17 protein-coding genes are annotated in these 20,270 nt (G+C 51.7%); 8 read left to right on the forward strand and 9 right to left on the reverse strand.

Going from position 1 to position 20,270, the window contains the following annotated elements:
* Positions 1 to 186: 186 nt before the first annotated feature.
* Together L6J37_RS15840 and lhgO are read left to right on the forward strand one after the other, a co-directional pair.
* Positions 187 to 396 (forward strand): hypothetical protein, encoded by a 210-nt coding sequence (locus tag L6J37_RS15840; protein ID WP_237795823.1) that lies wholly within the window; start codon positions 187 to 189, stop codon positions 394 to 396.
* Positions 389 to 1,630, forward strand: a complete 1,242-nt coding sequence (gene lhgO / locus L6J37_RS15845; protein ID WP_237795824.1) for an L-2-hydroxyglutarate oxidase — start codon at positions 389 to 391, stop codon at positions 1,628 to 1,630. Before L6J37_RS15840 ends, lhgO begins: the two co-directional genes overlap by 8 nt.
* A gap of 985 nt (positions 1,631 to 2,615) precedes the next feature.
* Here lhgO and L6J37_RS15850 read toward each other — a convergent pair.
* From L6J37_RS15850 to L6J37_RS15870, 5 genes are all read right to left on the reverse strand, one after another.
* The gene (locus tag L6J37_RS15850) at positions 2,616 to 3,494 is read right to left on the reverse strand and encodes a 6-carboxytetrahydropterin synthase (protein ID WP_237795825.1); all 879 of its coding nucleotides are present in this window, start codon (positions 3,492 to 3,494) and stop codon (positions 2,616 to 2,618) included.
* Between the two features lie 123 nt (positions 3,495 to 3,617).
* Positions 3,618 to 4,343, reverse strand: a complete 726-nt coding sequence (locus L6J37_RS15855; protein ID WP_192014390.1) for an outer membrane beta-barrel protein — start codon at positions 4,341 to 4,343, stop codon at positions 3,618 to 3,620.
* 133 nt (positions 4,344 to 4,476) lie between these two features.
* On the reverse strand, positions 4,477 to 4,857 hold the full coding sequence (locus L6J37_RS15860) for an STAS/SEC14 domain-containing protein (protein WP_192014392.1): 381 nt from the start codon (positions 4,855 to 4,857) through the stop codon (positions 4,477 to 4,479).
* Between the two features lie 154 nt (positions 4,858 to 5,011).
* Entirely contained in the window at positions 5,012 to 6,565 is a 1,554-nt protein-coding gene (locus tag L6J37_RS15865) for a long-chain-fatty-acid--CoA ligase (RefSeq protein WP_237795826.1), read from the reverse strand.
* A 147-nt stretch (positions 6,566 to 6,712) separates the two neighbouring features.
* Positions 6,713 to 8,731, reverse strand: coding sequence for an alkaline phosphatase D family protein (locus L6J37_RS15870; RefSeq protein ID WP_237795827.1), 2,019 nt, complete (start codon positions 8,729 to 8,731; stop codon positions 6,713 to 6,715).
* A 289-nt stretch (positions 8,732 to 9,020) separates the two neighbouring features.
* On the opposite strand from L6J37_RS15870, the gene L6J37_RS15875 reads away from it, so the two are divergent.
* Positions 9,021 to 9,938, forward strand: a complete 918-nt coding sequence (locus L6J37_RS15875; protein WP_237795828.1) for an AraC family transcriptional regulator — start codon at positions 9,021 to 9,023, stop codon at positions 9,936 to 9,938.
* A 116-nt stretch (positions 9,939 to 10,054) separates the two neighbouring features.
* Entirely contained in the window at positions 10,055 to 12,178 is a 2,124-nt protein-coding gene (locus tag L6J37_RS15880) for a TonB-dependent siderophore receptor (RefSeq protein WP_237795829.1), read from the forward strand.
* Between the two features lie 124 nt (positions 12,179 to 12,302).
* On the opposite strand, the gene L6J37_RS15885 is transcribed toward L6J37_RS15880, so the two are convergent.
* The 3 genes from L6J37_RS15885 to L6J37_RS15895 all read right to left on the reverse strand — a co-directional run bounded on the left by L6J37_RS15885 (position 12,303) and on the right by L6J37_RS15895 (position 15,394).
* Positions 12,303 to 13,832: a tripartite tricarboxylate transporter permease gene (locus L6J37_RS15885; RefSeq protein WP_192014403.1), complete on the reverse strand. Its 1,530-nt coding sequence runs from the start codon at positions 13,830 to 13,832 to the stop codon at positions 12,303 to 12,305.
* 2 nt (positions 13,833 to 13,834) lie between these two features.
* The gene (locus L6J37_RS15890; RefSeq protein WP_192014405.1) at positions 13,835 to 14,308 is read right to left on the reverse strand and encodes a tripartite tricarboxylate transporter TctB family protein; all 474 of its coding nucleotides are present in this window, start codon (positions 14,306 to 14,308) and stop codon (positions 13,835 to 13,837) included.
* Between the two features lie 105 nt (positions 14,309 to 14,413).
* Positions 14,414 to 15,394, reverse strand: a complete 981-nt coding sequence (locus tag L6J37_RS15895) for a tripartite tricarboxylate transporter substrate binding protein (protein ID WP_192014407.1) — start codon at positions 15,392 to 15,394, stop codon at positions 14,414 to 14,416.
* 268 nt (positions 15,395 to 15,662) lie between these two features.
* On the opposite strand from L6J37_RS15895, the gene L6J37_RS15900 reads away from it, so the two are divergent.
* Together L6J37_RS15900 and L6J37_RS15905 are read left to right on the forward strand one after the other, a co-directional pair.
* The gene (locus L6J37_RS15900; protein WP_225445006.1) at positions 15,663 to 17,324 is read left to right on the forward strand and encodes an ATP-binding protein; all 1,662 of its coding nucleotides are present in this window, start codon (positions 15,663 to 15,665) and stop codon (positions 17,322 to 17,324) included.
* A complete protein-coding gene (locus L6J37_RS15905; RefSeq protein WP_218387155.1) occupies positions 17,321 to 18,031 on the forward strand; it encodes a response regulator in 711 nt (236 codons plus the stop codon). The genes L6J37_RS15900 and L6J37_RS15905 overlap by 4 nt, the downstream gene beginning before the upstream one ends.
* A 55-nt stretch (positions 18,032 to 18,086) precedes the next feature.
* Here the strand turns inward: L6J37_RS15905 and L6J37_RS15910 are convergent, their stop codons facing one another.
* The gene (locus L6J37_RS15910; RefSeq protein WP_192014411.1) at positions 18,087 to 18,839 is read right to left on the reverse strand and encodes an SDR family oxidoreductase; all 753 of its coding nucleotides are present in this window, start codon (positions 18,837 to 18,839) and stop codon (positions 18,087 to 18,089) included.
* A 359-nt stretch (positions 18,840 to 19,198) separates the two neighbouring features.
* Here L6J37_RS15910 and L6J37_RS15915 point away from each other — a divergent pair, with 359 nt between their 5' ends.
* On the forward strand, positions 19,199 to 19,597 hold the full coding sequence (locus L6J37_RS15915) for a hypothetical protein (protein ID WP_218387153.1): 399 nt from the start codon (positions 19,199 to 19,201) through the stop codon (positions 19,595 to 19,597).
* Between the two features lie 35 nt (positions 19,598 to 19,632).
* Positions 19,633 to 20,124, forward strand: a complete 492-nt coding sequence (locus tag L6J37_RS15920) for a copper chaperone PCu(A)C (protein ID WP_218387151.1) — start codon at positions 19,633 to 19,635, stop codon at positions 20,122 to 20,124.
* The last annotated feature ends 146 nt before the right edge of the window (positions 20,125 to 20,270 follow it).

Raw genomic sequence — 20,270 nt, forward strand, 5'->3', positions numbered from 1 at the left:
GGCGCAAGCGCAGGGAGAGACATTACCGTCAGAAGACATTGCTTTTTTGCAGACAGATCTGAGTAGCACAGCCGATCACAATACGGTGATTCACAGTCAGTGACTGCTCAGACAAAGACGGTTAACGCCCACTAACCCTGCGGATCCAAAAGAAAAAGTTCAAAGGATGTCAGGGGTTAGTAATCCATGCAGGCGTTAACTCCAAATGAGGTGATGGCGGCTATTAAACCACCAGAGCGGGCGTACCGCAAGCTGAGAGACCAAGAAAACTGGCCTTATAAAGGCAATTTATCCTTTTGCTACTCTGCCTGCTTGATGTTTAAATATCTTATAAATCAGGATGATGTCGGCCTGATCTGGCCTAAGTTAGATTTGCAAAGGATCCGCGATGAATAAGAATTACGATTATCTGGTGATTGGCGGGGGCATAGTGGGCGTTGCCACGGCCAATGCTTTATTACGCCGGCATCCTGCCAGCAAGATTCTGCTGATTGAAAAAGAAAGCACGCTCGCGTGTCATCAGACCGGCCACAACAGCGGTGTGATCCATGCCGGTGTGTATTATGCGCCCGGCAGCCTGAAAGCACGGTTTTGCAAAGAAGGCGTGCAACGTACTGTGGATTTTTGCCGCCAGCATGCTATTCCGGTCGACAACTGCGGCAAATTGCTGGTTGCCACCAATGAAACGGAAGTGTGCCGGATGCAGGATCTGCTGGCACGTTGCCGTGAAAACGGTATTGAAGTCGAAGCGCTGGATCAGGCGCAACTGCAGGCAAGAGAGCCGAACATTTGCGGTCTGGGAGCGCTGTTTGTCCCGTCGACCAGCATAGTGGATTACCGTCTGGTTACTGAACACATGGCCAGTGATTTTACTGCCTCAGGCGGCGAAACGGCCCTTGATACCCAAGTGACGGACATTACAGAGCACAGCGATCACATCGAACTGACCTGCCGCCACAGCCACGCAGCGAGTGCCGGTTCTTTTGCTGTCAGAGGCCGTTTTCTGGTGTGCTGCGGCGGACTAATGGCCGACCGCCTGACCAGAATGATGGGGCTGGAGACAGATTTTCAGATCATCCCCTACCGCGGAGAATATTACCGCCTGGCAGCCAGACATCATCAGATCGTCCGTCATCTTATCTATCCGATCCCAGACCCTTCACTGCCCTTTTTAGGTGTTCACCTGACACGCATGATAGATGGCTCGGTGACGGTTGGCCCAAATGCGGTACAGGGATTTAAACGCGAGGGTTACGGGCGATTTAATTTCAGCCTGCGTGACAGTCTGGACATGCTGGCTTTCCCCGGTTTCTGGCATGTTACCGGTAAGCACCTGAAAACCGGATTGCGGGAATTCAAAGATGCCTGGTGGAAAGCCGGATATCTTGAGCGGGTACGTAAATACTGTCCGGCCCTGGCGCTGAGCGATCTGGAACCCTACCCGGCAGGTATTCGTGCTCAGGCCGTACTGAAAGACGGCACGTTAGTTCATGACTTTCTGTTTGCAGACAGCCCGCGCAGCCTGCACATTTGTAACGCGCCGTCACCGGCAGCAACCTCCGCGATGCCGATTGCCGACTACATTTGCGATAAAGTAACTGAAATTCAACGAAAAAGTGAAGCGGGCTGAGAATGTAATGAGTGCCACAAGCCCAGGGGAAAATTCAGGACGAATTTTCAGGTTGTCGGCGCCGGGAGCGCCTACAACCGCCCCGGACCACACCAAAGAACAAAAAGGGGTTTTCTGGGTACTCTTTGCCCCCCACAAAGAGTACCTGACGCGCATTAGACGATGCCAAATGAACCTCTAAACTCAAGCGCGACATACAAGCTAAACTTCAAATATTGCGCTCGCCACATGGATTCCCGCCTGCGCGGGAATGACGGTAATATATTGAATCATAAATAATTTAACTGGGTTTCTGGCTGTACTTTTAAAACAGAAATGAGAAGTTTGATGCTTGCCTCTCCCCCAGGGAAAAATTCAGGACGAATTTTTAGGTTGTCGGCGCCGGGAGCGCCTACAACCGCCCCGGACCACACCAAAGAACAAAAAGGGCTTTTCTGGGTACGCTCTGCCCCCACAAAGAGTACCTGGCGCGCATTAGACGATGCCAAATGAACCTCTAAACTCAAGCGCGACATACAAGCTAAACTTCAAAAATTGCGCTCGCCACATGGATTCCCGCCTGCGCGGGAATGACGGTAATATATTGAATCATAAATAATTTAACTGGGTTTCTGGCTGTACTTTTAAAGCAGAAATGAGAAGTTTGATGCTTGCCTCTCCCCCAGGGAAAAATTCAGGACGAATTTTCAGGTTGTCGGCGCCGGGAGCGCCTACAACCGCCCCGGACCACACCAAAGAACAAAAAGGGGCTTTCTGGGTACTCTTTGCACCAACAAAGAGTACCTGGCGCGCATTAGACGATGCCAAATGAACCACCAGACTCAAGCGCGACATACAAGCTAAACTTCAAATATTGCGCTCGCCACATGGATTCCCGCCTGCGCGGGAATGACAGTATGATTCTGATTTAAAGGATTTCCCAGCAGCGCGGGCGCACTGCTGTTTAAGGCATGCTTTGAGGAAAATAACCGGTTTTCCGGTACGATTACAGGCTCGCCATCGCACCTTTGCCAACGCCTTCATAAGCGACGACGTCCAGCGTCTGATGCGCACCAATGGCAGGTTTCACGGCAGCAGCGATATAGTGTGCCAGCAGCTCTATGGTGGTATCTGTGCCAATCATTTCCGTCTCACTTTTGGCGATCGCAAGCTCAAACAGCCCCTGCGGCGCGGTATAACGGAAAGCGTAATGGGTGTCATCACCAGCACCAGCGGCGTGCTCACTCAGATTCAGCTCAGAAATGCTCACCTGATCTTCTTCTGTGCCCAGATAGATATCCGTCCAGCGCTTTGCCCAGTCGGCTTCCAGCTTAGGATCACGCTGGCCATCGACATACAGCTCAATCGGTGAACGATGGCCATGTGCTATGCGCTGACAGTTGCCGTCATGCTTTTTCAGGCCGTGGCTGTAATGATAAAACGCGCCATCAATCTTCTCTGGGCGTAATACCAGCTCAAGACCCTGGACATTGTCCGGCAGCTTACCAGACAGCACCTGATGCAGATGCCGGGTGACTGTCTCTATGGTGATGACGTCAGCATCCACCAGGCAATAAGCCTCTTCCGGACAATGCAAATGGATACTTTTATCGCCACGAAGCAAATCCAGGGTCGCATAGCCCGGCTGAGTCGCGGCCATCCTGACTGAAGCATGTGCTGTCGGCACCAGCAGGCGGTGATCGACATACTGATCCACCAGCTGTTTAATCTGCTTTTTAACGCGGCTGAAATCCAGCACCATGCTCATTTCATTCAGCTCGCCAGACATCACCACATCCAGAATCCAGCTTTCTCCCACCATACCTCTGGCCGGGCACAGATAAGAGGCATCAATAACGGTGAGATCTCTGACAAATAGCTTCACGCTGACGTCCTTACAGAAATGATTGTCGTTTTCGGAGCTGGGCATTATACGCGCACAGCCAAAGGTGTAAACCCAAAGCCGCCGGCATCATCATGCAGATGGCCAGCTGTGTACAAACAACTTTCAGTAGCGGTAGTTCGCCGCCAGAAACAACGAGCTGACACCGCTCTGCTGAGATTCAAAGTTCACTGTATTGCCCTGATCGTCCTGCCCTTGCCAGTTTTTCAGCTTGCTTGGCAGCACTGTGTGTCTGAAACCGGCTTCGACTGTCATGTCAGTTGAGACGCGCCATGCCAGGCCGGTTTGCATACCAATCACAAAACCACTGGTTTTATAGTCGCCATGATAACTGGAATCGGAGCTGACACTGGCATAACCGAAGTGCAGGCCGACATACGGTGAAAAGTCTTTGTTATACAAGAAAAAATAATCTGTGCCGAGCAAGTTCAGATTGGCAATGTTGTCATATTTCAGCCCTGATGACGGAAACTGACTTTCCGCTACATGTCGTTCAAAACTGTAGTAAAGCCGGCTGCGACCTTCGGGTGTGTAGTAGCCAATATCCACGCCCCAGAAGCCATTGGCATCAGCGTCATCAGAGGATGACGACACGCCGGCTATCGTTGCTGTATCTGTTAACCCCATCAGGCTGACACCGCCTCGTAAGCCGAAGAAATAACGGCTGGCTTCTTTGTCTGCTTCCTGGTCGGCCTCTTGGCCCGATGGCAGATCCGCTACGGCCTTGGCGGCAGTCGGTTGCGGAGTTGCCGCTATGGAGCCGGCACTGGTAAGACACCCAAATAACAAAACAGAAGAAAAAGGTAAAAAGGAAAAGGTTCGAAACTGCAAAGCTGCCTCCCTGTTTAAACAGCCATAATGGGGACTTCCCCCGAGCATGAATACTGCTGCATCATAGCAACTCCCTGCTTTGCAGACGAGCGAAATCCCAGCAAAAACAGCAACAAACACTAAGCGTTTATTTTCACTCTTCCCTTAACCAGGCTAATGCGTCAAACGGTGTATCGAAACATTTCACTTCACCCGAGATAAACCAAGTGCCAATTTTGGCCACTATGTCCATCCAGCGCTGGTTGCCATAAATGGCGATCCGGTGAAACTTTTTACCGTGTTTCAGGCCAAGTTTGAGATCATCCCATGCCGCCTGCAATTCCCAGCCTTCAAACTCTGAACCATCAAAATAGACATTAACCTTAGGATTCGCGACACCTTCAAGGGCATCGTCGATCAGTGGGGTGATCCTTTCATAATCCTGATGAGTGAGCTTACCGACAGCTTTCAGTTCCATAAAAAAGTTATCGCCATCTCTGTCCACCTCAAACAATAATCCGTGAGTCGTATTCATAGGGCCTCCGTTTGTCGTTAATGAATAAACAACTGGCTTAGGGTTAAGGATATTCTGGATAAGTGTAGCTGTAACAAGGGAAAACAGGAGATTATGACCAACAGTGAAAATGCAAACACCGGGCTGATTACCCGGTGCTTGATATTGATGAGGATTAAGCAGTTTTTGCGGCCTGCCGCACTTCGGCCCTCAGATCTTTCTTGAGGATTTTCCCGGTCGCATTCATTGGCAGTGCCTGACGAACCTCGACCATGCGCGGGTATTTATAAGCGGCAAGCTGTTCTTTACCCCAGGCTTTCAACGCTTCTTCGGTGACCTGCGCGCCTTCTTTCAGTACCACAAAGGCTTTCACTTCTTCGCCATACTGATCACAGGGCACACCGACGACGGCTACCATAGCCACGTCAGAGTGCGTCATGAACACTTCTTCAATTTCACGCGGATACACGTTAAAGCCACCCCGGATAATCAGATCCTTGACCCGGTCGACAATGAACAAATTGCCCTTTTCATCAAAACGCCCGACATCGCCCGTGTAGAACCAGCCATTGCGCAGGGCTTTCTCATTCTCTTCCGCCCGGTTGAGATAGCCTTTCATGATGTTATGACCACGTATGATGATTTCGCCCGGTTCACCCTGCGGCAGTGGCTGGCCATTGTCATCAACCACACGCACCTCAACGCCCTGAATCGGTTGTCCGACTGAACCCGGAATCCGGGGCATGTCCAGATGGTTGAAACTGGCGATAGGGCTGGTTTCCGACAGACCGTAACCTTCAAGAATCGGGACGTTGAATTTCTCTTCAAAGTTACGCAGCACTTCTACCGGCAACGACGCACCGCCACTAACACCGATACGCAGCGAAGACACATCGTTGTCTGCTTTGCACAGGTTCATTCCGATATACATAGTCGGTACGCCGGCAAATAGGGTGACTTTGTGTTTTTCAATCAGCCCTTTCACCAGCGCTGGGTCAAAACGGGGCACCATCACCATGGTACAACCCAGGCTGACGGGGGCATTCATATTGACTGTCTGGCCGAAAGTATGGAATAGCGGCAGAGTCAGCAAGTGTACGTCGTCGCCGCGCATTTCCATCAGATTCTGCGCCACCAGAGCGTTAGTGTACTGATTGCTGTGCGTCAGCTCCGCCCCTTTGGGTTTACCCGTGGTACCTGAGGTATAAAGAATCACCGCCGTATCATCCGCTTCACGGGGCGTATAATCACACACAGGTGACTGATCTTTCATGAAGGATGTCAGAGTCGGCAGCCCCTGGTAATCCATCGCAGACTGATCGGCCGTCATCACTACCATGTGCTCGCAGCTATCGACCTGATTAAAGGCTGCCACACCGGCCTGCGCCATTGGCAGTCCTTCCACGCCTTCAAAACAGAAGTAGAACTTCGCCGCTGAATCTTCCAGATGGAATGTAATTTCGCGCTCACGTAACAGTACGTTGAGCGGCACAGTGACTGCGCCTGCTTTTTGAATGCCGTAATACACCAGCGGGAAGAACGGCAGATTGGGACAGCTCAGTGCAACCCGATCACCAGGCTGTATGCCCTTGGCCTTCAAGCCATTGGCGATCTGGCTGGCAATGGCATTGAACTGAGCATAAGTGATCTGAGTGTCACCAAAAATAATAGCGACTTTGTCAGGCTTGGACACAGCATTACGCTGTAAGGCAGCGGCAAGGTTCAACATGGTGTTTTCCTTGTGTTGAGTTCTACACAACGTTTTATAAAGACAAGCTCCCTGCCTGTCTTCTCATTTGAACCATAGAATTAAACGTACGTTTGACCTGAGTCAACAACGCGGCGTCTCTGTGTTAAAAATATGTGAAGCACCCGACTATGACTCATTATTGCCAGGTCTTGCTGTTGCTTTTTCACCCGCGCCTGAATGCCGTTTCTGTTCCTGCCGGGTCGGAGGAAACCCGATGGACTGCCCTTCAGCGGTCAGAATCGCAATGCGCTCAGGCTGGCCGTCATCCTTCAGCCACAACTCGCCAATACAGCTGCTGTTGACTAAGCGACCGTGTCCCGGGGTGTCCGGATCCCGCTTGTAAATCTTCATGCGTTTACGTTTGGTAAACCAGTTGAGCGGGGAATGCGGACTGTACAACAGCCTGTCCATTCGCTCACAAACCCGTAACAACTTTTCCGGGAAGGTATTTTTAATCCCGCTGGCGGTGATCTGATAAATGTTCGGACTGTTGCGGCGAAAACGCAGCTGAACATCGTAGGCAAACGAGTAATGTACATCGCCGGAAATGATCACGAAATGGGTCGGTGTTTTGGTATGGGTAAATATGCTCAGCAAAGTATTGGCGGCCCCTGGATGGGCCATCCAGTTCTCTGCATCCACCACCAGAGGTTTACCGAGTAATGTCATGATGCGCTGCAAGGTTTCTATGAACTTCACGCCGAAGATGGGCGCGGGTGACACTATGATCACCGCTGGTTCATGAATCAGCGCCTGTTGCATCTCTGTCAGGGCTTCCCAGTCCATCAGACCGGACGGTTTATTCATTTTCGATTCTGAATGCCAGCGCCGAGTTCGGGTATCCAGCACCAGCATCTTGGGTTTTGTCTCTACCTGATAGTGCCAGTGCTCGAAATCATACAGGTGATCTATCATGGCATCATGAGAGGCAGTATCCGGCGCTGAGAAATAGGTGCGGGCCATCGCCATAAAAGTGTCGTCAAACTGTTCAGGATCATTGCCCCAGCCCTGGCAGAGCCAGTATCCGAACAGGCTGTTGCCGATAATGCGCTTTGAAAAGGCATGCTGGTATGCCGCCTGTTCCCAGCCGACAGTCAGGTTCCAGTCGTCAGTAACATCGTGATCGTCAAAAATCATATAAGTGGGAATATGTGCGACCAGGCGCTGCACCTTAACCAGCCCGCTGATGAATTCCTCAATTTCCGTTTTTTCCTGTTGCCACAACTGCTGCCATTTGTCCGCCAGCACTTGTTCACCACACTGAAACCCCTGTTTCTCAAGGCGGTCAGTCTCCACCAGCTGCCAGACATTCGGCGACCAGACCAGCAGGTACATCGCCAGAAATTCACTCAGGCCAATCAGGTGGTTTTCACACTCATTGGCCGTGAAAACCGGGCGTTGTTTGGCCGGCAGCCAGCGCAGCATACGGGTGTCTGACAGCCAGTTGCCAGTCGGCTCGTACACAGGCAGAACCTGATCCCGGCCATAGAGCTGGTGATGACTGGCGCGTAACGCCGATAACGAAGCATAAGGGGCATCGGTGAAGGTTTCATCGGGTAATCCGAGCAGGTCGATCACCTGACTGATCGCATCTAACGTCGGCCCGGCAACATGATCGGCATAGATCTGATCGCCACTCATCATCAGTAATGCCGGACGTTCACCCAGCGGCAGTGTTGCCACTTTCTCATCTGCCGCTACCAGGCTGTCTTTACCGGGAAAATGCGGATTACGACAAGAGCCATGCTGAATATAGTCAGCACGGGATTTAATAGTCAGCGTCAGCCGCTCCTCGCCCGGATAAAGCAGCTCAGGCAACAGAGCAGTCAACGCTCCCTTTTGGGTGTCTATGTCGTAGGCCAGCTCGGTATCCAGCGGAAAATCGCCCGAGAATTGTGCCATTACCACCCAGGCCGACTGCCCTATCCGGATCTGCTGTTCGCGGGTAAAGTCTGCCTGAAAGAAAGGCGATGCTTCTTTGCCCTGAAAAAGCTGAAACTGGCCTTCAAGCGGGGCGGATGTCACCATCCACAGCGTAATGACCCTGGCATTACAGCGGCGCAAAACCGGCCCTGTCAGAAATAAAGGCAGCTCATGTGAGCGAGTAGCGTTGTGCGTGTTATTGTCGGGGCTGTTAGCTGTCATTTATCCGTGTCACCTGTTACCTGCAATGTCACTCTGTCTATCCGAAATCACCTGATACAGCTCAGGCGGAACGGATATATTGATGAATTCATTCTACTTCGTACACCTTCGGCTGTTGCCAATAGAATGTCAAAGGTCAATTCTCATCCGGCACTATACCCTGACGGTCAGCACTGTGACGCTGCGCCCTATTTGGGCAGTAAAGACGATCTGCTCAACTACCGGGCAAAGTGCTTCAGTGTTACTATCTGTGACCATTATGGAATGACAAAGACACTGAACCGTCGTAATGAACTCACCAGCCAGCCCAAGTCATACACCCAAGCCGCATCATTTCACGCGTATTCAACGGGTACTGGATTACATCCACACCCATTTGGATCAGCCGTTGAGTGTGGTGGAACTGGCGGAGCAAAGTTGCTGGTCGCGCTGGCAGCTTCAGCGGGTGTTTAACAGCGAAACCGGGCTGACACTGGCGCAGTATGTGCGCGAGCTGAAACTCAGCCGGGCTGCGGAACAACTGTTATCGGGCAATGACAGAATTCTCGACATCGCGCTCTCCTGTGGCTTTAACTCCGAAATCAGTTTTATCCGCGCTTTCCGGCAAATGTTCGGCTGCGCGCCCGGCAGCTATAAAAAACGCGGGCTGCTGACAGGCCTCAGAACCCCTTTGCAATCGACCAGGCCGGTAACTTTAGCCCCTGAGATCTCACAGCGTCTGTTACAAATCCGTCTTGAGCGCCGCCCAGCCTTTCAGCTCTTCGGCGTGAGCGGCAAAATTCATGGCCTGTTCGCCGATAACCCCGATTACCCGAAGACAGTGCCCACCATCTGGCACCAGTTTCATCAGCAAGTTACCGGGACAGGCACCATCAGCCAGATAGGTGTGATTGATACCCAGAGCCAGTCGGGTGACGCATTGATTTACTGGGCTGGCATACTATCGGAACAGGCGTCTGATGCGGGGCTACATACCGCGGCTGAGACTCAATGCCTGAATGTCCCCGAGCAGCTTTACGCCGTGATTCCCTACTCCGGGCCTATCCATCAGCTGGATAAAGTGCTCCATTGGTTCATCGCCGCCTGGTTGCCTGAGTCCAGTTTCAAAGGCATAGATGGCTATGAGCTGGAGATTTATCCGCCGCAATTTGATGTCGCCAACCCAGCTCACCGCATGGAGTACTGGATGCCGGTTGAGCCTGCCTGAAAAATCACGACCACAAATCTCAAGATGCACCAAATTGTTAATTTTCCTGCCGCAAGTTCTTTAGAATGCAATTGATAACAATTAGCATTCACATATTGCAGCAGAGGTTTATTTTGATGTATCGCACTTTCGCTCCTTCCTGGCTGGCTATTTCCATTGCCTCATCCTTCAGCGTATCAGCTGTCGCCCAGACAGACACCCAGACAACCCGCGTTGATGACACCATCACGGTGTTAGGTGAGACCTATCGCAACACCGCCACCAAAACCGCACTGACCGCCGAAGAAACCCCGCAGGCTATCTCGGTTATCGACCGCGAGACGCTCGATCTGCGCGGTGCCAGCTCGGTGAGCGAAGCCTTACGCTATGTGTCTGGGGTCAATACCGAACTGCGCGGCGGGGCGGTCACCCGACTGGATCTGTTCAATATCCGGGGCTTCATCAACTATCAGAATTTCTACGACGGTCTGCAGTTGCCCTACCTCAGTGGCTGGAACCTGCAAGGCCAGGTGGATGCCTTTGCCGTGGAGCAAGTGGAAGTATTTAAAGGCCCGACCTCTGTGCTGTACGGCAATATCCCGCCGGGTGGCATGGTTAACCTGATCGCAAAAACACCACAGAAAACCCGGCAAACGGATATCGAAATCAACACAGGTACCAACAATCTGATGCAAGCCAATATTGATACCACGGGCCAGTTGGAGAACAGCGATGTCAGCTATCGCCTCATCGCTCTGGCGCGGCAAAGGGACAGTCAGGCAAATACTGCCGAAGATGAGCGCTATATGATAGCCCCTTCCATTGACTGGCAGGCTTCTGATGACACCCTGATCAACCTCAACCTGTATTATCAGAACGACCCGAGCGCAGGCATTTACACCACAGTGCCGGCAAAGGGTTCTGTGCTGCCTAACCCGGAAGGCAAGTTATCTCCTGACACTTTCACGGGCGATAAAAACTGGAATGATTTCGAACGTGAAGTACTGATGCTCGGCTACAAAGTGCTGCATGATTTTAATGACGACTGGACGTTACTGCATAACCTGAGATACAGCGACGCCAGCCTGCATCAGACAAACACCTACAATGGTGCCTTAGCCGCAGATAACCGGACACTCAGCCGTAATGCCTATCAGACCGATGAGGAGTTAGGATTCCTGACCATGGACAACCAGCTCACAGGTAAACTCCATTGGGGGGCTGCCGAGCATAATGTCCTGATGGGCCTGGACTACCAGTACATGGACTCTTCTGTGGTGTATCAGGACACCCTGGATTTCAGCGTACCGAGCATTGATATGTTCAACCCGGACAACGATCAGATTGACCCCAACAATCCTGGCTTTAACTACAGAGCCAAGCACAATATCAATACCTCTCAGCTGGGTGTGTATCTGCAGGATCAGATCCGCTGGAATAAGCTTATTTTACTGGCAGGCGGGCGGTATGATCATTACGAACTTGACCAGAAAACCGACGGTGTAATATCCGGCGATATTGAGCAAGACAGCTTCTCCGGCCGAATCGGCGCGCTCTATAATCTGGCCTACGGTTTTGCCCCCTATATCAGCTATTCGGAAAGCTTTGAGCCAGTAGCCGGACAGGACAGATTCGGCAAAGTGTTCGACCCATCTGAAGGCCAGCAATGGGAAGCCGGGGTAAAATACCAGTCTGCCGATAGAACCCAGTCCGCCAGTCTGGCGGCCTACCAGCTGACCAAACAAAATGTAGTGACCCGAGACCCCAATGGCAGTGCCTATGACAAGATCCAAACGGGCGAAGTCCGCACCCGTGGGCTGGAGTTTGAAAGCTTCTGGCTGCTGACTGACAATCTGGATATTACGCTGAACTACACCTATACCGATGCGGAAGTAACACAGGACAATACCGGCATCGAAGGAAAAACCCCGGTGTGGATCCCCGAGCAAATGGCATCACTGTGGGCTAACTATTACATCTACAACGGCCTGTTAAGCGGTACTGTACTGGGTGCTGGTGTGCGTTATGTCGGCGAGTCTGAAATCGATGCGCAAAACACCGCCAAAGTCCCTGACTACACCTTGTTTGATCTGTCTGCCCGCTATGATTTTGGCGAGTTAAGCGCCAGCCTGAACAACGTGAGCGCCACCGTCAGTGCCTCAAACCTGTTCGACAAGGAATACTACACCTGTTTCGATCAGAACAACTGCTGGTTGGGCACCGAGCGCTCGGTTGAAGCCAAAGTCGCATTCAGTTTCTGATAGTCACTCTTTGCTGCTGGCCTGAATTCTGACTCCAGAGACCAGAAAAAGCAAAGCCGCACGGTTCCAAGAACGTGCGGCTTTTTCTTCACTCTATTTATCCGGTCATCTGTCCGGCTTCAGCTTACACCTGCTGCGTCTGCCCTTTTGCAACGGCTTTGCGCTTATCACGCCAGGTGCTGAACAGTGGCATCAACAACGCCAGCACTGCCAGCACCATAATGGTTAATGTCATTGGACGTTCTACCAGGAAAGCGAAAGAACCATCAGACAGCGTCAGCGAGCGGCTGAGGTTTTTCTCCAGTATGTCGCCCAGGATGAAGCCCAGCAGCATAGGTGCCATGGGGAAGTTGAGCAATTTCAGGAAGGTCGCAATCACTGTGATCAATACCATCATCTGGATATCAAAGGCATTGAAGCTCACCAGATATACCCCTGTGATGGAGAAGAACAGAATCAACGGAATCAGGATCGGACGCGGGATCACCAGCAGCCTGGAGATGTACGGGATCAGCGGCAGGTTCAGAATCAGCAGCACCAGGTTACCGAAGTACATTGAGATGATCACCGACCAGAAGACATCCGGATTATCAATGAACAGGCGCGGACCTGGCTGAATACCATACGCAATCAGTGCACCCAGCATAATAGCGGTTGTGCCCGAACCGGGAATACCCAGTGTCAGCAAAGGGACGAAAGAACCGGTAGATGCTGCGTTGTTCGCAGATTCAGGCGCAGCCAGGCCCCGTAACGCGCCTTTGCCGAATTTTTCTTTCTCTTCTTTCGGCGCCAGGTTACGCTCCATGCCGTAGCTCAGGAAAGAGGCAATGGTGGCCCCGGCGCCTGGCAATACACCAACCAGGAAACCAAAGACGGAAGAACGCGCTACCGTTGGTGCCACATGCTTCACTTCTTCCTTGCTGAGTTTCATGCTGCCCAGATTGTTCATGTCCATCTGCGCATCTTCATGCCGGTGCTCACCCCGCAGAACCGTCATCACCACTTCGGTCAGCGCGAAAGTCGCCATAGCCAGCAGCAGGAAGCTGATACCGTCAATCAAATCGACATTATCGAAGGTAAATCGCGGCACGCCTGTCATGACATCGTTGCCGACGGTCGAGATCATCAGGCCGAAGACTGTCATCATCAGGGCTTTGAGCACCTGGCCTTTGCCGGAGAAAGCGGCCACCGCTGTCAGACCCAGAATCATCAGCGCAAAATAGTCGCTGGACTGGAAACTCAGTGAGACTTTGGCCAGAGCAGGCGCTGCAAAGAGCAAAATGATGGCACCAATTGTTCCGCCAGTGAAAGAGGAATACGCGGCCAATGCCAGGGCTTTACCCGCCTGATTTTTCTGCGCCAGCGGGAAACCGTCAAAGGCTGTAACCACTGTACTTGAACAGCCCGGCGCATTAATCAGTATTGATGAGGTTGAACCACCAAAGACAGCACCGTAGTACACACCGGCCATCAGGATAATGCCTGAAGAAGGATCAAGACCATAAGTAATAGGGATCATCAGTGCGATGGCAGAAATCGGGCCAAGACCCGGTAACATACCAATGAATGTCCCGGCAAAGCAGCCAACCACCACCATCATCAGATTGAAGGGCATAATTGCCGTCGACAATCCAGTCATCATTCCATCGAACATAATTAACCCCCGAGAATACTCGTTATCAGTCGGCCAGGGGCCAGATAGATGTCAAGCAACTGCGTCAGCAAGAACCAGAAGCACACGGCAAATGGCACAGACGCCACCAGCAGAACCTTAGGACGACGCTCACCCAGCAACCAGTAGCCTCCCATCAGAAAGATCACTGTCGACAACATGAAACCAATCCATTCAAGGGAAGCGGCAAAAATCAGCATCAGCAACAGCAGTTTGGTGATCAGAACAAAATCCAGTCCCCGTAAATCCAGTTTGTCATCCTGACTGCGGCTAGCCGTTACCAGTTGGCATAACGCCAGCACAATGCCAAGCCCTGCCAGAGTCAGTGGCAAAGATTTCGCATTGAAAGGCTGATATTCATCGCCGGGGAACATCTCAATTCCGCTGCCGTAGTAACCGTAAACGATGGAAAAGCACAGAAACACCAGTCCACCGATATGATCTTTCGTTATAGTCATGGTCATCCTCACCACTATCGGTTTGACCCGGCCCCAAACTCAGGCCGGTTTGTTACTACGCGCACCACCCAGTCAGGCGGTGCGCAACATGTCATGCAGACAGGATTACTTCAGGAAGCCCAGTTCACGCATCAGATCGCCGATTTCTTTTTCCTGCTGTGACAGGAAGGCAACGAACTCTTTACGAGGCTTGTAGATTTCAGTCCAGCCGTAACGGTCACGCACGGTTTTCCACTGCTCTGTGTTGTACATCTCGCCCAGTACCTCAGCAAACTCATCCGCTTTTTCATCGCTGAGACCCGGTGCGGCAAAGAATCCACGCCAGTTCACGAAGGTTGCGTTATAGCCAAGCTCCTGCAGAGTCGGTACTTCCGGCGCTGAAGGAGAACGTTGATCACCTGTCATCGCCAGGATGCGGATTTCACCGGCATCTGCCAGCGTCAGGGCTTCACTCAGGCCCGTTGAAAGCAGTGTGGTTTCGCCAGACAGCAAACCGGCCATGGCTTTACCACCAGCATCATACGCGAGGTACTTCAGACGGCGCGGCTCACCACCACCGGCTTTGAACGCCAGTGCGGCAACGAGGTGATCCATGCTGCCGCGTGCAGAGCCGCCCGCCACTGTGATACTGCTGGGATCTTTTTTGTAATCGTTCACTATGTCAGTGAAGCTGGTGTATTTAGATTTAGCCGGCACCACAAATGCAGCGTAGTCACCCACAGTGGCGGCTACCGGGGTCAGATCACGGAATGACTGAGGGAAAACTTTAGACAGTGAGCGAATCACAATAGGGGTAGAGTTAACCATCAGAGTGTCTGTGGATTGCTCGGCGGTTTTAATCAGGTACGCAATGGCTTTACCGCCGCCGCCACCAGACATGTTCTCGTAAGAAATGGTGTCAACCAGATCAGATTTTTTCAATACTTCACCGGTACCGCGTGCTGTGCTGTCCCAACCGCCACCAGCACCGCCAGGTACCAGAAAGTGAATGGAATCAACTTTAGCCTGAGCACTGACACTCAATGCAGAAGCCATGATTGCAGCAAGTACGGAGACACGTTTGCGGGTAATTAACTGAGTAAGCATACCTTTTCCTCGTTATTAGATTGGGGTCCATCGCCCGACCTGATTTACCGCTATGGCTCAAACTTATTGTCTGCCTGCGGCTTCAGGTTCTGTTATTGCTTAACTACTAAGTCAAGGTATGCCACGTTCAGAAACATGAAAAGATTGTAAAAATAATGTGAATATCGGGCGTAAAATACATTAAGTTCATATTGTTCACAGCATTTCGGTGCCACTGACGGTACACTGTTTCACAGATGTTACAAAGGTAGACGGAACACCTTCTCACATGACTAAGTTGTTGTCTTTGCGTCATTTTCGACTCAAAACCCGGATGGTCTTAATCCTGGGTTTTATCGCGATCCTGCAAGCGGGAGCGCTCGGCCACTTTACCATTCGCTATCTCGACAGTGTGTTACATGAACAAATTGGCCAGCAAGCGATACGGGTAGCGAAAACCATTGCAGCCTCACCCGATGTGATTCGCGCCGTATCAGACAGAGACACCGCATTTTTGCAGCCACTGAGCCTGAAAATGGCCCAGGCCGCCCAGGCAAGATTTGTTGTTATTGGCGACAGCCAGGGCATTCGGCTTGCCCACCTCAACCCGCAGCGTATCGGCAAATCTATGTCGGATGACGACAGTGACGATAACAGCCAGGCGCTGATTAACGGCCAGGCGTATGTCGCACTGGATCAAGGCAGTATCGGCTGGTCAATGCGTGGCAAAGCCCCTATTTTCAGCACAGATGGTGCTCAGATCATCGGCATAGTTTCAGTTGGCTATTTGCTGACCGAAGTCGATGCCATTGTCAGCCGTCATCAGCTTTCCATGATTGTTGCCAGTACGCTGGCCTTTCTGTTCAGCGTGATCATGGCACTCTGGTTTGCCAATCATTTCCGCAAAGCCATTTTTGATTTGGAGCCTGAGCAGATTGGCCGGCTGTTTCATGAACGCAATGCCACGCTGGAAACCGTGCGTGAAGGCATAGTGGCCATTAATCAGCACGGTATCATCACCACCTTTAACCATGCCGCCATCAAAACATTGCAATTGCCGGCTGACGAAAAATACATTGGCCGTCATATTCATGATGTGTTACCCGACAACGGAATGCTGGATGTACTGGAAAGCGGCGAGCACCATTTTGACCAGGAAATCTGGCTGCATGACCGCAACCTGATCGCCAACCGTTTTCCCATGGTGCAGGACGGTGAAGTCACAGGGGTGGTATCCAGCTTCCGGCTGAAAAATGAAGTCGATCTGGTCAGCCGTAAACTGACCCGTATTCAGCAATATGCCGATAGCCTGCGCAGCCAGTCCCATGAGTACAATAATAAGCTGCACACCATAGCCGGTCTGATTCAGATTGGTGCGGTTGAACAGGCGCTGAAGGTAATCGGGCAGGAAACATCCAGTCATCAGAGTTTTATTCAGACCATAATGAAAGCAACCTCAGACAGCATTCTGGCCGGGTGCCTGCTCGGTAAATACAACAGGGCCAGAGAACTGAACCTGGAACTGGCCATTGACGACGACAGCCAGATGTCGGACATACCGGCCTCTCTGCCCCGCGAGCAATTAGTCAGCATACTGGGTAACTTAATAGACAATGCGCTGGAAGCAACGCTCAGGCACCATGGCTCGGGCGGTATGGTACTGCTCAGCATGAGTGACTTAGGTAAAGAGCTGATTTTCGAGGTCAATGATCAGGGGCCTGGCATTGCCGAAGGGGAACAAGATAAAATTTTTACCCGTGGTTACACCACCAAGGACGTTGAAGGACACGGCATCGGACTGCATTTAGTCAAACAACTGACAGAACATCTCGGCGGCATCATTACCGTCGAACCCGCTGAACCTTCCGGCAGTCGTTTTACTGTGTACATTCCCAAATCACTGCGTCGTTCAGACAATGCAACAAAACATGGACAAGAGGAACAACAATGACAGCACCCATTACTGTCGTCATTGCAGAAGATGATCCGCAAAATGCGGAAATACAGCGCCGGTTCGTCGAAAAAACACCGGGCTTTCAGGTTGTAGGCATAGCCCATGGCCTGGATGAAGCCAGGGATTTGATTGACGTGTTCCAGCCTCAGTTACTGTTATTGGATAATCAGTTCCCGACCGGAACCGGGCTGGAACTGCTCAGGGAACTGCGTGCTGAAAGCTGCCATACCGACGTGATTCTGGTGACGGCGGCCACTGAAGTCGATACCCTGCGCACCGCGATGCGCAGCGGGATATTTGATTACATTTTAAAACCTGTGGTGTTTGAAAGACTGCAGTCGGCGTTATTCAATTTCAGCGCTCACCTGGACAAGTTGTCTGACATGCACTCGCTGGTGCAAAGCGATGTCGATGGTTTGCTGCAGCCCACCTCTGCCACTGATCAGCCCGCGCCGCAAACGCCGCCAGCCACGGCCTCACGGTTGCCGAAAGGTATTGATGGCCTGACGCTGGATAAAATCCGCAGCGTATTCACCGATCCGAACATTAATCTCAACGCCGAGCAGGTGGGTCAGGAAATTGGGGCCAGCAGAACCACTGCCCGTCGATACCTTGAGTATCTGGTCAGTACCGATGAGCTGAGTGCCGAAGTCTCTTACGGCAGCGTCGGCCGGCCGGAGCGAAAGTACCGCAGTCAGGCATAGCTGCTGGCTGCGGCCAGCCCTGCCGATGACGGATATAAGCCGATCTTGACTGTGTTTAACGGCCACCCGCCAGATCGATAAAAGATCCGGTCGAATAAGACGCCTGATCCGACAATAACCAGCAGATCGCTTCTGATACTTCTTCGGCAGTGCCGCCGCGCTGCATAGGTATCGCTGATTTCAGCCGTTCAATCCGATTCGGTTCACCACCTGAGGCGTGCATGTCGGTATAAATGAAGCCGGGACGAACGCCGTTGACACGAATGCCTTCACTGGCCACTTCCAGTGACAGGCCGCGGGTCATGGTATCCATCGCCCCTTTCGAGGCTGCATAATCGACATATTCAAAGGGCGCGCCGGTGCGGGAAGCCGCCGAAGAGACATTGACAATCGAGCCGCCCTGGCCGCCTTGCGAATAAGCCATGCGCCGGATCGCTTCCCGGCAGCATAAAAAGCAACTGGTGACATTGGTGTGCATCACGGCATTGATTCGCTCTGCTGTCATGTGTAACACCGGCATCTGTTGCATCAAAATACCGGCGTTATTCACCAGTCCGGTTATCGGCCCCAGTTCATTATCCAGTGTGGCAAACAGCCGCAGCACCTCCTGTTCCTGAGACACATCCGCCTGTATAGCAATGGCGTTCACGCCATATTTACGCGCCCGATGCACAATCTGCTCTGCCGCTTCGTGCTCAGAACGATAATTCACGCAGACACTCACTCCCTGAGAGGCCAGCTGAATCGCTGTAGCCGCGCCAATTCCCCGGCTGGATCCGGTAATCAATACTACCCGCTCTTTTGGCATCTCCGATTCCTTTTCATTCCATAGTTATTGATGAGGTTCAGTGCTCAAGACCGCGGCATTCGCAAGACCGGCGGGGAGGACAACATCCTGATAATCGTCCAGAATAGCAACCTTCATTCCTTTGCCTCCGGTGGGTAAGTGCCGATATTCAAGCACTCTTCTCATGAAAAAACAACCTGATACTCAAGACGCTGGTGGCCGGATGAACACACAGAAAACCTGTGTTCAGTCTGATTTTTTCAAGCACTTACCGGTAATCTGTTACCGAATGTTATTCTCATCTGCTATGATTTCAGCTTCTCAGAATCAGACAAAACACCATGACCACAACTTTTACTTCAACCCGCAATCGCGCTGGAATGATAACTATCGTTCTGGCGTCATTGCTATGGCTGAATGTGTTGTCGGCTGTCGTGGTGATCAATCCGGCTTTTCACCAGGGTACTCCGAGCGGCTTGACCGGGGATAAAATCCTGATCTGTACAGTGCATGGCCTGCAATGGGTATCAGTCGCCGATCTGGTTAATCAGCATGACGGGTCGTCGCATGCACAATGGCAAAATCACTGCCCGCTGCTCACGCCATTACAGCCCATCCATTACGACACCAGTCATATTCAACCGCTTATTCTGGCATTCGTTGCGATTTTTTCCGGCCTGCGCCGTATGTTCTGGCTCAGTGCTAACAACAAACTGTATGAACTGTTTGGGCCAAAACACTCTCCTCCACCGATAAGCACATCATCACATCCCGTTTAACATTTTTGATTGCTTAATACCCATTGGAGAACACAATGAAACCATTACACGCTTTGCTGCTGGCCGCTTCCGTCTTCACCTCCGGCCTGGCAACGGCCCACGAATTTGAGTCTGGCGAGCTGCACATTGATCATCCCTGGTCTAAAGAAGTCCCGCCTATGTCTTCGGTTGCCGCCGCTTTTTTCTCAATTGATAACCACGGTGATCAGGCGGATGTCCTGTTGCGGGCGGAATCGCCCATTGCTGATAAAGTCGAACTTCATGAACATGCGCACGAAAACGGCATGATGAAGATGCGCAAAGTAGACGACATTCAGATCCCTGCCCATGACACTCAAATGCTAAAGCCCGGTGGCTACCACATTATGATGTTTAACCTGACATCAGTACCTAAGCTGGGGGATAGTTTCCCGCTGACACTTTATTTTCAGAACGCCGGTAAAGTGGAAGTGAAAGTGAAGGTAGAAAAAGCCGACTACATGATGAACACCGGACAAAACATGGATCACGGCAACATGGACCACTAAAGTTTGAACCACGACAGCATGCATTGATCTGTCATCAAACAACAAGACCGTCTACACCTCGCTGGTTTATCTGGCGGGGTGTTTTTGTTTCTGCGCCCGGACACGTTTCGGCACACACGCATAAATCATTCCAGAAGCCCGATTTG

The organism is Photobacterium sp. WH77 (assembly GCF_022014395.1).
Lineage (GTDB): Bacteria > Pseudomonadota > Gammaproteobacteria > Enterobacterales > Vibrionaceae > Photobacterium > Photobacterium arenosum.